Source organism: Thermasporomyces composti (genome assembly GCF_003386795.1).
GTDB classification, from domain to species: domain Bacteria; phylum Actinomycetota; class Actinomycetes; order Propionibacteriales; family Actinopolymorphaceae; genus Thermasporomyces; species Thermasporomyces composti.
In genome coordinates, this window is sequence record NZ_QTUC01000001.1 from 449,120 (window position 1) to 463,498 (window position 14,379).

Sequence of the window (14,379 nt, forward strand, 5' to 3'; positions counted from 1 at the left end):
GTGTCGACAGTGGTGTGGTCGGTCACGGTGCCTGCCTGGCGAGGGTCAGGAGATGGTCGAGGACGTCAGCCACACGCAGACCGTCGTGGTCGTGCTCGTTGGTGATCCATGGGGTGAGCCGACCGACAGCCGCCGCGGTCTGCAGGGAAAGCTCCCGGGGCACGTACATGTCGTCGTAGTAGATGGCCGCGAAGGTCGGCACCTCGTTGCGAGCCAGCCGGTCCGGGTCGTACAGCCGGGGCCAGTCGTCCTTGGCGGCCAGCAGGTCGGCGGCCTCCCGCAGCGGTACCAGCGCCGGGTCCTCGGCGAAGAAGAACGGGTAGATCATCTCGCCGGTGAAGAGGAACGGGGTGTCGTCGTCCAACGCGAACTCCGGCCGCTCGGCGTAGAGCCGTTCCGCCGACCAGGCCGACGCGGTGCCCTGACAGTAGATCGCCTCGTGCAACACGGCGTACAGCGGGTTGGTGGCGAAGCTCACCGCCGCACCCACTCCGGCCAGGAACGTGTCGGAGAGCTCAGGCCCGTCGACGCCGTCGACGAACGCCTCCTCCAGCAAGTAGTGAAGCGCATCGAAGTCCGCTCGCATGCCGAGACGCATCCCAAGCGACTGGAAGCGCCGTGGGCTCAGCCGCTCCCCGGTCGGCAGTCGGACGTCCTTCTCCCGGAGGTGCCGCACGATCCGCGCGCAGAGCTCTCGATCCGCCGGGTGACGGGCGAAGTAGGCGAGGTTGCGCTCGACTGTTCGCTGGTAGGTCAGCCGGTAGACCTCGTCCGCCGTGCTGGAAAGCCCCGGAAGACCTCCCGTGATGAACGCCTCCCGCAGTCCCTCGGGGGCGAAGGAGAGGTAGGTCAGGGTGCAGAATCCTCCGAAGCTCTGTCCCAGGACGGACCACGGTTCGTCACCCTGGAGCTCGCGGCGCAGCCGCTCGGCGTCAGCGACGATCGCGTCCGCCCGGAAGTGCGACAGGTACTCCGCCTGCGCCTCGGGGCCTCCACGCCGAGCCAACGTCTGCCGGTTCGCGGGTGTCGACAGCCCGGTCCCCCGCTGGTCGAGGATCACAACCCGAAAATCCTCGAGCGCCCGGCCGAGCCAGCTACTCCGGTCCTTGGGTCGGTGGCCCTTGCCGCCCGGGCCGCCCTGAAGAAACAGGAGGCGGGGCAGGTTGGCGTCCGCCTTGGCCGCGTCGACGACCTCCCGAGCGTAGACCTCGATGTGCTCGCCGTCCGGCCGCCTGTGGTCGAGGGGAACCTCGAGAAAGTACTCCGTACAGACAAGGTCTCGTTGACGGTATGTCCTCACCTTCACCGGGGCTTCCCGCCTCCTCTGTCACCGCTCACGATCCACGACGTACGCCTGCGTGGGCCGTCAGTAGCCGCTGACACCGAGTCGTCGGCAGATCTCCACCAGACGTGGATGCACGTAGCGCCCGTCCTGCTCGATCACCTCGCCGTCGAGGTAGATCGTGGGGTTGAGCAGGCTGCCATCGGTGTGCGCGGCGGCGGTCCAGGGCTCGCCACCGATCCAGGCCCCCTTCGCCCCGAGGCCGAGCTCGACGCAGCCGAAGACGCGCTCGTCCTCCACGATCCGGCCCGTCGGCCGGGTCACACCTGGGTTGAAGCCCAACGACCAGTGCGCGATCCGAAGCATGTTGGGATCATCGAGGCTTTCCATCCAGCGGCGGAACGTCAAGGCGTCCGAGCCACCCTCGATCGAGGTGACGACCCCACCGGACACTTCCATCCGGATCGGCGAGGTGAGCAGCCCCAGCTCGGCGGGTGGCCACACCGCGCCGTCGAAGACCAGGACGCCTTCTTGAGTCTCCTCCAGCGGGTTCCAGGAGATCTGGCCAGCGAGCATCACCGTCTCACCAGGACGCTCCGCCGGCTTGCCGCGCAGGTTGACCGGGCGGCCGCCGTTGCGAGCCCGCAGGTCCGTCCCGGCCGGCGTGGTGATGCGAACCTCGTCCGCGCGCTCGATCAGCTCGACCAGCGCGCGGCCCAGTTCCATGACCCCGTCGAGATCCACCCGCGCGATGGTGTTGACGAGCATCGGGACGTCCATCCCGGTGAAGTTGGCGTAGCGGGCACCGTTCGCGATCGCGTGCCGGAACGCGTCGGAGTGCATGATGTACGCCACCGCGAACTCGATCCACACGTCGGCTCGGGCGATCGCACCGGCCACCGGAGCGGGCGGCTCCATCGCAGAGCTCGGCCGTGTCTCGTACCACACCACGGTGGGGGTCGCGCCGGCCGCCGCCACCGCTTGCGCCGTGAGGTCGACGACTCGCGCGTCCGTTGCGGTGTCGGCGGTGAGGACGACGTCCTCGCCCGGCTTGACGAGCATGACCTGCTCGACCAGCTTGCGGGCACCGACCGCGGCCTCGAGGTGAAGGTACTCCGGGCGAGAGGAGAGATCCATCCACGACTTCCTTTCCGAGGTCGACCATTCGCTCAGCGTTCGAGGACTCGACCCACGTCGGTCAAGGAGTTGCCGGCGATGATCCCCGCTCCGATGAGGTTGAGGTCACCGGCGGCACGCTCGCCCTTCATTCGCGTCCACGCGATGCGCACGGCGAGCGCCGCGAAGACCAGCCAGCACGCGTACGGCGTCAGGATGAGGAGGCCGGTCGCGAGGAGAACGCCCATCTGGCGGGAGGGCCCTCCGAGGAGCTGCACGAGGGCGCCGGGGATGGCCCAGAGCAGGATGTTGACCAGCGTCGACGTCTCAGTCAACCCAGCATTGACAGTATCGGCGTAAACCTTGGAGACCGGCGGGATGAGCTCGTCGTCGAAGTAGGACTGCCAAGTGAGGGCGACGACGGCGAGCGCGACCGCGAACCCGACCAGCTGCGCGATGTACTGCTGACGGCGGCCGGCGCGCTCGACGAGGCGATAGGGTGTCGCGCCCTTCCGAATGATCCACCCGGCTTTGAAGTCGTATCCCATGTCGGCGAAGGCCGGCCCGGTGGCCGCGACGTAGGCGACGAAAAGCCCCAGCGGCACCGTAGGGATGCCGATGACCAGCCCGAGCACCAGGAAGATGAGCGTCACCGCGAACGCCGGAAACCACCCCGAGTGCATGGCGGCCAACCCCACGATGAGCTCGTGGACGAGCGCCGCGAACCCGGCGAGCAGACACCAGCCGAGCATCTGCACCGGTGAGAGCTCGCCGAGGATCCCGCCGAGCAAGGCGACGACGAGCGCGCCGAGGACGAACAGAACGTAGCCCTCGCCGAGGGCGCGCCGAAGCCCCGCCGCGTCGACGTCGAACTCCTCCGCCGCCTCCGCGGCCCGGGCACGCTCGGCCTCGTGCGCTCGTCCACGACGTTCCCGCCCGACGAGCAAGACCACGGCCTGACCGAGCGCCACGACGCCGGCGCCCACCATGACACCGTGAGGGATGTAGAGGGCGTTGAGGTCGACGTCGAACCACTCGACCCCGTACTGGCGAAGCGCGAGCCCGAGGCCGAACATCGCCAGCGCCCACACGTTCCCGATGAGCGCCACACCCGCGGCTGACATGGGCAGCTTGACGATCGCTCCGACGAGCCCGACGAGTCCGCCCACACCGAGCACGATCGCGCGGCGTCCGCCCTCGTCGCCGGCGATCAACGTCTCGGCCGCCGCCACCCCCGGGGGCCACGTCCCTCGGCCGGGAAAGAGCTTGGAGTTGAAGACGCGGTACAAGACGTAGGCGTCGACGAAGAGCCCGATGGCCGCTCCAGCGAGCATGGGCCACACCAAGTCAGGACGTCCGAGCGCGAACGGCACGGCGATCGGGACGAGCAAGGAGTTCGCCGCGGCGAACGTCGCACCTGAGATGGCGCTCTGCACGAGGTTCTGACGATGGATCGAGCGCATCTCCCCCAACCGCCACGCCGGGATACGCCCGACGAGCATGGCGATGAGCGCTCCGATGACGGAGGTGTTGGCGGTGATGCCGAGCGACGTCACCAGGTGAAGGCCTACGAAGGCTCCGAGGATCGACAACACGATCGTGAGGCCGAGGACCACCGGTTCGACCGCCCGCGGATGCGAGTCAGGACCTGTCAGGTCGGCGCCTTTGAGGGGCGTGGTGACGGACATCTGTCCTCCTCCGGTGACGTCGCGACGCCACCTGCGTTGATCAACCTGTCCCGCCGAGCAAGGCTTCGAGGCGGGCCGTCCCCTCGCGAACGAGCTCGACCGCGTCGTCAACCTTCGCGGCCATGCGGTCGTGCGGGCCGATGATGGCGATCGATGCGACGACCTGGCCGAGAACGAAGCACGGCGCGGCCACCGAGATCACGTTGGCGTCGTATTCGCCGTGCGAGATCGCCACACCGGTCTCGCGTACTCGCGCATAGGTGTCCGTGAGCTCGCCTGGGTCGACGATGGTGTGCTCGCTGAAGCGAGGCAGCGGGCCGTCGCCGACCAATCGACGGATCTCCTCCTCGGGGTAGAAGGCGAAGATGGCGTGGCCTCCGGCGCCGCCGTGGGCGGGAATGGTCTGCCCCACGGTGGCGGAGTAGCGCACCGGGCCGTCGGCGTCGACGGCGACAGCACATCGGTACGCACCACCGTGGGGGACGTTGAGGGTCGCGCTCTCACCAATCCGCCGTGCGAGAGCGGCGAGCACGGGCCGGGCGGTGGACTCGAGGACCCCGCCCTGCTCCGCGGCGCGAGCCAGGACACTGATGGTGGCGCCGAGGCGGTAGCGGCGGCTCTCAGGATCGGCGAGCACGAAGCCACGGCGGGCGAGCGTGGACAAGAGCCGTTGCGTGACGGACTTGTCGAGCCCGAGCTCACGGGCGAGCTCGGAGACACCCCACTCCGGTCGGGAGCGGAAGGCAAGGAGAACCTGCAGCGCCCGGTCGGCGGTCTGCAGGACAGCGGAGTCCCGTCGGGGAGTGATGACGGACGATCCTCCGGTGTCGTTGGTCGTGCCCTCTGCCGCCATGGTGTCCTGACTCGTTTCGAGGTGCTGTTGCGATATTCACAACAGTGCGATATTCACAACAGCTTTGCGATATCTGAAACAGTAAGCCGATGATGCAAGGCACGGTCGAGCCCGGTCAAGGCGGAATTCGGACGTGCCGGGTTCCGCGAAACGTGGCGAACTTCCTCAAACGGGCATGATCGGCTTGGATATGCCCATGACTCTTCGGTGGGAGCCGCCGAACCCTGGTCGCGGGCGGCTCGTTCTCGTGCATGGCGAGCTCTCCCACGCGGCAACGTGGTGGCGGATCGGCCCCGCGTTGGCCGAGCAGGGCTGGCAGGTCCTCGCCCCCGACATGCCAGGCCACGGAGCGACGGCGCGCGTCGACCGTCCGCTGCACCTGCCCCGCCTCGTCCAGGGTGTCGCCGAACAGCTCCCGGGACAGGTCGACGTGCTCGTCGGCCACGGGCTCGGTGCGGTCGTCGCGTTGGCGCTCGCCAACCGCTACCCCGAGCTCACCCGGGCGGTCGTGCTCGAGGAGCCACCGAGCTCACGCGCGGAGGACCGGGCCGCGCTCATCAGTCAGATCGCCGCCGACTCGGCGGTGGCCCGCTCCTCTCCCCACCAGTTGGCGGATCGGCTCCGCCACGACCATCCCCGGTGGGATGCCGCCGACATCGAGCACGCGATCACCGGCGTGACGGCGACCGACGTTCCCGCCCTCCTCGCCGGCCTGCGCGCGCCACACCCGTGGGACCTGCCCACCCTGCTGGGAACGCTGCGGGTTCCGGCCCTTCTCCTCGTGGCGCCGGAGACGCCCGACCCGCCCGAGACTGGCGAAGCCAGTGCGCTGCGCGGTCTCGATCGCAAGTCCGCGGAGGCGATGCTGCCGCCGGAACGCTTCACCGTGCTGCACGGCGGCCATCACCTCCATCGAGACGTGCCCGACCAGTGGATCAAAGTGGTCACCGACTTCGCGTACGCGGTGTGCCCAGCTCCGGACGCGCCCTGAGGTCCGCGACACAGAGAGGCGACCTCGCTCAAGGTCACGGTCCGGCTCGGTCAAGCTCGGCTCGCACGCCCACGAGCCGAACCTCACGGCCCGGCTCGAACCCTTCCAGCGCCGTGAGTGCGGCCGCCTCGATGACCGCGGCCTCGCTCGACGGTGTCGGCAACCCGACGCTGCGCGTGCGCGTCTCGAACGGCGCCCACCGCACCTTGACACCGACGCGGACCGCAGGACGACCTTCCACCACGACGTCCTGGGCGACCCGACGGGCCAGCGCCGCGACCTCGGCACGGACGGCGTCCCAGTCGGTCAGGTTCCGTTGAAAGGTCGTCTCCCGGCTGCGTGACTTGGCGACGTAGGGGCCAGCCGCGACAGGGGTGCGGTCCTCCCCACGGGCGAGCCGACGTAACCACGGACCCATCGTGGGTCCGAATCGCCGTGCGAGCTCGCCGACGTCGCTCGCGGCGAGGTCGGCCACTGTCCGAATGCCGAGCGCCGCGAGCTTACGCGCGGTCTTGTCGCCGACGCCCCACAACGCGTGTGTGGGACGGCGACCCATGACCGGCCACCAGGTGGCCTCGGTGAGCCGGAACACCCCTCCCGGCTTGGCGAAACCAGTCGCCAGCTTGGCGCGCAACTTGTTGTCACCGATGCCGACCGAGCAGGTGAGCGCCGTACGCGCGAGCACCGCGTGCTGGATACGCTGGGCGAGGTCCTCCGGGTCGGCGACCGCCACGTCGAGGAAGGCCTCGTCCCAGCCCACCACCTCGACGACCGCGGGAAAAGTCCGCAGCGTCTCCATCACCTGAACGGAGACCGCTTCGTACGCGGGCGGATCCGTGGGCAGGAAGACGGCGTGCGGGCAGCGACGAGCGGCGGTTCGCAACGGCATGCCGGAGCGGACACCGAACGCGCGGGCCTCGTAGGAGGCCGTGGCGACGACACCGCGCTGGGTCGGATCCCCGGTTCCTCCGACGACGACCGGTTTGCCCACGAGCTCAGGCCGCCGCAGTCTCTCGACGGCGGCGATGAACCCGTCAAGGTCGACGTGCAGGACCCACCGAGGCGCGCCCACACGGCCAGTGTTCCCCTCCGAGGCCCACGCCCGGCCGATCTCGATCGGCCTCGGGCGGAGCTGGGGCGAGCCTCACAAACCGCGTGGTCGCGGAGCTCACCAAACGAGGCGCCTCACCCGGAACGAGCGTGTGCGGCGACCGCTTCCGCGACGGGTGTCTCGCCCTTGACCAGCTCGAGAACCACACGCGTCACCGCCGGTGTGTCCAGCAGCGCGAGGAGGACGTCGGCCACGTCGTCCCGACTGATCTCCGAACGGTCGACTCGAGGGGCGAGCCGAACCCGGCCCGTACCCGGATCGTTGGTGAGCCGACCCGGTCGCACGATGACCCAGTCGAGGTCGCGACGACGAAGGTCCTCCTCCGCGGCGAGCTTGGCACGTAGGTAGGCGACGAACACCTCGTCGACACCCTCGGGCCGGCCGCCGTCACGGACCTGCTCGACACCCATCGAGGACACCTGCAGGAAGCGCCGCACACCAGCTCGTTCTGCGGCGGCCGCGAACAGGACGGCCGCGGCGCGGTCCACCGTCTCCTTGCGAGCGGCGCCACTGCCGGGCCCGGCGCCGGCCGCGAACACAGCAGCGTCGGCACCCTCGAGGACGTCCGCGACCTGCTCGACCGTGGCCTTCTCCAGGTCCACGACGACCGGCGTCATCCCCGCCTCGGACAGGTCCGACGCCTGGTCGGGATTACGGATGATGCCGACGGCCTCGTCTCCCCGCTGGGCGAGGCGACGGCCCAGACGCATCGCCACCTTGCCATGTCCGCCCGCCACGACGACGCGCACGACGCGACTCCCTTCGCTTCTCGGCGGCCCATGAACACCGCTGGGGTACGCACGCCCGCTGGCGTTCGCGCCAAACGGTGTGCAGGAGCGCGGGGAGCCGACACCGGGTCGACTCCCCGCGTCCTCGGACTCAGCTACAACCGCTGGTGTTTCCGCATCCCTCGCAGACGAAGCAGCTGCCCGCCGGCCGCATCTTCGTGCCGCAGGTGAAGCACAGCGGTGCGTCGGCCACCGTGCCCTGGATCGCCTCGACGAGCTCGGTGGAGGTGTGCGCCTGCGTCGGCGCCGGCCTCGCCTCGGCCGTGGCCTTCTGCGTGTCAGTGGGAGCCGACGTGAGCGACGCGGCGTCACCGGCGTCGTCCACCGACTCCGGAACCGGCTCGTACGACCCGGTCTCCAGCTGACGACGGCGCTCCTCGGCGGAGAAGATGCCCAAGGCCGCCCGCTTCTCGAACGGCAGGTAGTCCAGCGCCAGCCGACGGAAGATGTAGTCCATGATCGACTGCGCCATCCGGATGTCCGGGTCGTCGGTCATGCCGGCCGGCTCGAACCGCAGGTTGGTGAACTTCTCGACGTACTTCTCCAGCGGCACGCCGTACTGCAAAGCGATCGAGACCGCGATGGAGAAGGCGTCCATCACGCCTGCGAGCGTGGACCCCTGCTTGCCGAGCTTGAGGAAGACCTCACCAAGGCCGTCGTCGGGGTACAGGCCCGCGGTCATGTATCCCTCGGCGCCGCCCACCGTGAACGACGTCGTGCGAGACGGCCGCGACTTGGGCAGCCGCCGCCGGGTCGGCCGGTACTCGACGACGACCTCCTTCTCCTTCGGCTGCTCGGCCTTCTTCGCCTTCGCGTTCGACAAGGGCTGGCCGACCTTGCAGTTGTCGCGGTAGATGGCCAGCGCCTTCAAGCCGAGCTTCCAACCCTGGAAGTAGATCTCCTCGATGTCCTCGACCGTCGCCGACTCCGGCATGTTGACCGTCTTGGAGATCGCGCCGGAGACGAACGGCTGCACCGCCGCCATCATCTTGACGTGACCCATCGGCTTGATGGCCCGGGTCCCCATGGCGCAGTCGAACACCTCGTAGTGCTCGGGCTTGAGCCCTGGCGCGTCGACGACATGGCCGTGCTCGGCGATGTAGTCGACGATCGCCTCGATCTGCTCGGGCTGGTAGCCGAGGGTCTTCAGCGCGCGAGGCACGGTGGTGTTGACGATCTGCATCGAGCCGCCACCGACCAGCTTCTTGAACTTCACCAGTGCGAGGTCCGGCTCGATCCCCGTGGTGTCGCAGTCCATCGCCAAGCCGATCGTGCCGGTCGGGGCGATGACGCTGGCCTGGGAGTTGCGGTAGCCGTGCTTCTCCCCCAGCTTGATCGCGGCATCCCAGGCCTGCGTCGCGGCCCGCAGGATCTCCCGATCCATCGGGCCGACCGAGCGGACGGCGTCGTTCGCGGCAGCGTGCTTGCGGATGATCCGCTTGTGCGCCTCGGCGTTGCGCGCGTAGCCGTCGTAGGGACCGACGATGGCGGCGAGCTCCGCTGACCGCTTGTAGGCGGTGCCCGTCATGAGCGAGGTGATCGCCGCAGCAAGAGCTCGACCTCCGTCGGAGTCGTACCCGTGGCCGGTCGCCATGAGCAGCGCGCCGAGGTTGGCGTAGCCGATGCCGAGCTGCCGGTAGGCGCGGGTCGTCTCAGCGATCGCCTCCGTCGGGAAGTCGGCGAAGCAGATCGAGATGTCCATTGCCGTGATGATCAGCTCGACGGCCTTGATGAAGGACTCGATGTCGAACCGACCATCGTCGGTGAGGAACTTGAGCAGGTTGAGGCTGGCGAGGTTGCACGAGGAGTTGTCCAGGTGCATGTACTCGCTGCACGGGTTGGAGGCCGTGATCCGGCCAGACTCCGGGCAGGTGTGCCAGTCGTTGATGGTGTCGTCGTACTGCAGGCCCGGGTCGGCGCACGCCCACGCCGCCTCGGCGATCTTGCGGAACAGCTTCCGCGCGTCGACCTTCCGGACGACCTCGCCGGTCAGCCGCGCCCGCAGCCCGAACATGCCGCCGTTCTCCACGGCGCGCATGAACTCGTCGGTGACGCGAACGGAGTTGTTGGCGTTCTGGTACTGCACCGAGACGATGTCCTTGCCGCCGAGGTCCATGTCGAACCCGGCGTCACGCAGCACGCGGATCTTCTCCTCCTCGCGCGCCTTCGTCTCGATGAACTCCTCGATGTCGGGGTGGTCGACGTCCAGGATCACCATCTTGGCGGCGCGCCTGGTGGCCCCACCGGACTTGATCGTCCCAGCGGAGGCGTCAGCGCCACGCATGAACGACACCGGCCCGGACGCGGTGCCACCGGAGGAGAGCAGCTCGCAGCTCGCCCGAATCCGCGAGAGGTTGACCCCGGCACCGGAGCCGCCTTTGAAGATCAGCCCTTCTTCCTTGTACCAGTTGAGGATCGACTCCATCGAGTCCTCGACCGACAGGATGAAGCAGGCGGACACCTGCTGCGGCGCCGAGGTCCCGACGTTGAACCACACCGGGCTGTTGAAGCTGAAGTACTGGTGCAACAGCATCCAGGTCAGCTCGTGCTCGAAGATCTCGGCGTCCTCCGGCGTGGCGAAGTAGCCGTGCTCCTCCCCCGCCGCTCGGTAGGTCTTCACCACACGGTCGATGAGCTGCTTGAGGCTGTACTCGCGGTCAGGGCTGCCGACGGCGCCGCGGAAGTACTTGGTGGTGACGATCGTCGAGGCGTTCACCGACCAGAAGTCGGGGAACTCCACGCCCTGCTGGCTGAAGACGGTCTCCCCGGTCTTCCAGTTCGTCTGGACGACGTCCCGCCGCTCCCACGTGACCTCGTCGTACGGGTGGACGCCGGGAGTCGTGAAGACGCGACTGATCTTGAGCCCTTTGCGCGAGCGCCCCTTCGCACCCCCGCGTGCGGGGCCACTCACCGTCTCCGTCATGGTGTCTTCTCCTTGCACTCTCGCTGGGCCTTCCCCTCGGACTGCCCGGTGGATGGGAATGACCGCCCCAGCCCGGACGCTTCCCCACGGCGGGCCGGGCGCGGTGTGTGGTGTTGTCGACGAGGGCGCGGCCTGAGGCGCCCGTCACTCACTCCTGGCGGATCGACTCCCGAGCCTGCTCCGGCTCGGGCACGGTCTCGTCACGCTCCGCGCGCAGCAGAGCGATCTCGGTCTCGAAGTCGGCCAGGCTGGCGAAACCTCGGTAGACGCTGGCGAACCGCATGTACGCCACTTCGTCGAGCTCGCGGAGCGGGCCGAGGATGGCCAGGCCCACCTCGTGCGAGGGGACCTCGGCCGACCCGCTCGCCCTGATCTCTTCTTCGACCCGTTGACCGAGCCGGGCGAGGGCGTCCTCGCTGACCGGCCGGCCCTTGCACGCCTTCCGGACGCCGGCGATCACCTTCTCGCGGCTGAACGGCTCGGTGACGCCCGAGCGCTTCACCACCGCGAGGGTGACCTGCTCGACAGTCGTGAACCGCCGCTCGCACTCCGGACACTGACGGCGGCGTCGGATGGCTGTGCCGTCGTCGGTCGTACGGCTGTCGACAACCCGACTGTCGGGGAACCGGCAGAAGGGACAGTGCATGGAGCGGGCCTTCCCACAAGCTTCGACGTCACGGTGGCAGCGCCGTGCAGCCGCAAGCGCCTCCACCACCGGCCCGCGGCCAGGTCTCCCGAGCACGCCACGTAGCGACCCCACGGAGATTCCGTGACCGCGAAAGCACAACTTGTGGAGGACTTACAGCTGTGTAACTACCAGATGTTGGGGTCAACGCTACGTCGGCGACGGGCGGCACGCAAGCGTGGACAGGCGCGTCGACTCGGGCGATTCGGCGTCATGCCTGGTCAGCTCGCACAAGCTCACCGCATGACACGAATGCCCTCGGCGTGTCGCGCTGACACCTGCCGTCCGCCACGAGCAGGAGCCGCGTTCGGGGGAGGCGTCAGGTGTCGACACGCTCGCCTGGCCGGGCGTCAGCGAGCGCGGCCGTACCGCTCGCGAACGCCTTCCCGCTGCCGACCAGCAGCTTTCGGACCAACCGGGCCATGCCCAAGGTCCGGCCCCACACCGCGTCACCGAGCAAGGCGACACGGCCTCGCCACGCCGTCGGTACACGGACTCGGCTGATCGAGGCGGAGCACAGCTCCTCGACGTCGCGCAAGCCCTCGAGCAGCGTGGGCACGTGCCGTCACGCCCGCCTAGTCGACGACCACGGCGAGGCCGCACAACACCGTCCCGACCAGCACGAGGCTGAGGACCGGACCGCCGAGCATCGACAACGCGAGGGTGGCCGCCACGGTCACCACAGTGACGGCCAACCGACCCCGGCGGGTCAGCCGGACACCGGCACGATCACGATCACGGCGCCGACGCACCATGGGGTCACCCGGAGCGAACCCTCGGCAGCTCGGAACCCTGGCGGGTCGAGGTCGCCGGCGCCTCCGCGTCTTGGCGAGCGTGCGCCCTGGCGGTGAGCGAAACGTGGTGCTCGCTCCGACGAGATGTGTCACCTCTGGCCGGTACGTCCCGGAGTCCGCGGTCCCTGGCGAGCGGTTCGCTGCCGCGCGTGGCCGCTCGACCCCGACGCGCCGAGCGCGGTAGTCCTCCAGGTAGATGACCGGTGCACTGCTCATTCGACACCCTCCACGGACGAGCGGAGTCGCGAGCCACGTCGAACGGTTGTTCGATGGACCGCTCCATGAGTTCTACACCAGACCGCCGACACACGCCACCGGTCGTCGAACCTCCGTTCGATGCCACGCCCAGTCTGTGGCAAGATCGTCTTCGCTCGCGACGACACGCGGTCGAACACGCGTTTGGACGTGGATGACCAAAGGCTTACGCTCGTGTGCGAGGCGCTCCCGGCGGAGCGTGGACCCACCGGCCCTGCCCACGACAAGGAGATCGCCGTCATGTCGAGGCGGAAGAATGGCGACCGCACCACCTCCACCGCGGGTGCTCGGGAACTCTCGGACGGCCCGCCCGACGCAGCGGGTCTCACGCCCCGGCAGCGGCGGATCCTCGAGGTCATCCGCGAGACGGTCCAGCAGCGCGGCTATCCGCCCGCCATGCGGGAGATCGGCGAGCTCGTGGGCCTGACCTCCTCCTCGTCGGTGGCACACCAGCTGCGGGTCTTGGAGAACAAGGGGTTCATCCGTCGTGACCCCAACCGGCCGCGAGCACTGGAGGTGTTGGTGTCACCGCCGGAACGGCGGTCGGTCTCGAGCGTCACCGTCACCGCCATCGACGAGACCGGCAGCGGCGACGCCCATCCCACGCCCGCGCTCGTCCCGGTGGTCGGCCGCATCGCCGCGGGCGGCCCGATCCTCGCCGAGGAGTCCATCGAGGACGTCATGCCCCTGCCCCGCCAACTCGTCGGCGAGGGCGAGCTGTTCATGCTCAAGGTCAAGGGCGACTCGATGGTGGAGGCCGCGATCTGTGACGGCGACTGGGTCGTCGTCCGCAAGCAGCCCACGGCCGAGTCCGGGGAGATCGTCTCCGCGATGATCGACGGTGAGGCGACCGTCAAGACCTACCGTTACCGCGACGGCAAAGTGTGGCTCGTCCCGCACAACCCAGCTTACGAACCCATCCCTGGAGACAACGCGGTCATCCTCGGTAAGGTCGTCGCCGTTCTACGTCGTGTCTGACCCGACGCGAGACCACGAAGCGACGACGACCAGGAGCGGGATGGTCAACCTCACGGCACATACCTCGTCGACGTCCGGAGACGAGCCCGAGTCGAGCGACGGCGCCCTGGCGCGCGGCCGTGACGACGTTCCCCCACCGAAGGCCCCATTGGCGCCCAACGAGGGCAAGAGCCTCATGGTGGAGGTGGAAGGAGCCTACTGGGCGCGGGTTCCCATCCGTACCGACTTGTTCCGCCGGGGCGACGACCTCGTCGACAAGGTGGCCGCCTACGTGACCAAGACGGTCGCGCTCATGGCGTCCGACGCCTCGTTCACGGGCGCTTTCCTCGAGCCGTGGTACGTCGTGGTGAGCGAGAAGATCGTCGCGATCAGCCAGGGACGGTCCTACTTCACCTGGGAGATCAACCCCGGTCGAGCCGCCCGGCTGCTTTCCAAGATGGTCCGGCGGACCCCGTACGGCATCGGGCTCGGGAGCCCGTGGACGATGCAGCTCGCCATCAACGAGGCCGGCCTGCCGCGTATCCTCCTCGCGGCTGCCGCGAGCGTGGTCGGCAAGATGCTGGGTCGGCGCGGCTGGTTCTACGTCGTCGCCGGCCACCGCGTGAACGCGATCGACGGTCCCACGCCGTACTCGGCGTTCCCGTCCAACGTCTCGGCCAAGCTCCCACCGGCCGAGCCCGACAAGGTGGCGGCTCGCATCACCCAGGCCCTACGGTCCCAGCTCGACGGCGACGCGGCCCGGACGTTGAGCGGCACGGTGATCATCGACTCCAACGACCTCGGCCGCGAGGTACTCGGCCACGACAGCGACCGGCTCCCCCGCTTCTTCTGCGAGCTGTTCCGGGACAACCCCTTCGGACAGGGACGTCAGCAGACCCCCATCGCGGTCTGCGTCCGCATGCCGTCGTAGGGACC

General features: G+C 68.9%; 13 protein-coding genes. 3 read left to right on the plus strand and 10 right to left on the minus strand.

Going from position 1 to position 14,379, the window contains the following annotated elements; all coding sequences use genetic code 11:
- Positions 1-22: 22 nt before the first annotated feature.
- The 4 genes from DFJ64_RS01990 to DFJ64_RS02005 are packed head-to-tail and all read right to left on the minus strand — an operon-like array spanning position 23 to position 4,939.
- Positions 23-1,306: an alpha/beta fold hydrolase gene (locus DFJ64_RS01990; protein WP_115848891.1), complete on the minus strand. Its 1,284-nt coding sequence runs from the start codon at positions 1,304-1,306 to the stop codon at positions 23-25.
- A 60-nt stretch (positions 1,307-1,366) separates the two neighbouring features.
- Complete coding sequence (locus DFJ64_RS01995; protein ID WP_115848892.1) at positions 1,367-2,419, minus strand: 2,5-dihydroxypyridine 5,6-dioxygenase NicX family protein; 1,053 nt, start codon at positions 2,417-2,419, stop codon at positions 1,367-1,369.
- Positions 2,420-2,451: 32 nt separating this feature from the next.
- Positions 2,452-4,086: an OPT/YSL family transporter gene (locus DFJ64_RS02000; protein ID WP_115848893.1), complete on the minus strand. Its 1,635-nt coding sequence runs from the start codon at positions 4,084-4,086 to the stop codon at positions 2,452-2,454.
- 40 nt (positions 4,087-4,126) lie between these two features.
- Positions 4,127-4,939, minus strand: coding sequence for an IclR family transcriptional regulator (locus DFJ64_RS02005; RefSeq protein ID WP_115848894.1), 813 nt, complete (start codon positions 4,937-4,939; stop codon positions 4,127-4,129).
- 196 nt (positions 4,940-5,135) lie between these two features.
- Here DFJ64_RS02005 and DFJ64_RS02010 point away from each other — a divergent pair, with 196 nt between their 5' ends.
- Positions 5,136-5,930, plus strand: a complete 795-nt coding sequence (locus tag DFJ64_RS02010) for an alpha/beta fold hydrolase (RefSeq protein ID WP_170152467.1) — start codon at positions 5,136-5,138, stop codon at positions 5,928-5,930.
- A 34-nt stretch (positions 5,931-5,964) separates the two neighbouring features.
- Here the strand turns inward: DFJ64_RS02010 and DFJ64_RS02015 are convergent, their stop codons facing one another.
- The 6 genes from DFJ64_RS02015 to DFJ64_RS02040 all read right to left on the minus strand — a co-directional run bounded on the left by DFJ64_RS02015 (position 5,965) and on the right by DFJ64_RS02040 (position 12,447).
- Complete coding sequence (locus DFJ64_RS02015) at positions 5,965-7,002, minus strand: DNA polymerase IV (RefSeq protein ID WP_115848896.1); 1,038 nt, start codon at positions 7,000-7,002, stop codon at positions 5,965-5,967.
- A 113-nt stretch (positions 7,003-7,115) separates the two neighbouring features.
- Entirely contained in the window at positions 7,116-7,790 is a 675-nt protein-coding gene (locus tag DFJ64_RS02020) for an NAD(P)H-binding protein (protein WP_115848897.1), read from the minus strand.
- Positions 7,791-7,920: 130 nt separating this feature from the next.
- Positions 7,921-10,752 (minus strand): vitamin B12-dependent ribonucleotide reductase, encoded by a 2,832-nt coding sequence (locus DFJ64_RS02025; RefSeq protein WP_115848898.1) that lies wholly within the window; start codon positions 10,750-10,752, stop codon positions 7,921-7,923.
- Positions 10,753-10,900: 148 nt separating this feature from the next.
- Positions 10,901-11,398, minus strand: a complete 498-nt coding sequence (nrdR, locus tag DFJ64_RS02030; RefSeq protein ID WP_115848899.1) for a transcriptional regulator NrdR — start codon at positions 11,396-11,398, stop codon at positions 10,901-10,903.
- A gap of 358 nt (positions 11,399-11,756) precedes the next feature.
- Complete coding sequence (locus tag DFJ64_RS02035; protein ID WP_115848900.1) at positions 11,757-11,996, minus strand: hypothetical protein; 240 nt, start codon at positions 11,994-11,996, stop codon at positions 11,757-11,759.
- Positions 11,997-12,012: 16 nt separating this feature from the next.
- The gene (locus DFJ64_RS02040; RefSeq protein WP_115848901.1) at positions 12,013-12,447 is read right to left on the minus strand and encodes a hypothetical protein; all 435 of its coding nucleotides are present in this window, start codon (positions 12,445-12,447) and stop codon (positions 12,013-12,015) included.
- 279 nt (positions 12,448-12,726) lie between these two features.
- On the opposite strand from DFJ64_RS02040, the gene lexA reads away from it, so the two are divergent.
- Both lexA and DFJ64_RS02050 read left to right on the plus strand, forming a co-directional pair.
- Positions 12,727-13,464: a transcriptional repressor LexA gene (gene lexA / locus DFJ64_RS02045; protein ID WP_115851749.1), complete on the plus strand. Its 738-nt coding sequence runs from the start codon at positions 12,727-12,729 to the stop codon at positions 13,462-13,464.
- A gap of 40 nt (positions 13,465-13,504) precedes the next feature.
- A complete protein-coding gene (locus DFJ64_RS02050; protein ID WP_115848902.1) occupies positions 13,505-14,374 on the plus strand; it encodes a coenzyme F420-0:L-glutamate ligase in 870 nt (289 codons plus the stop codon).
- The last annotated feature ends 5 nt before the right edge of the window (positions 14,375-14,379 follow it).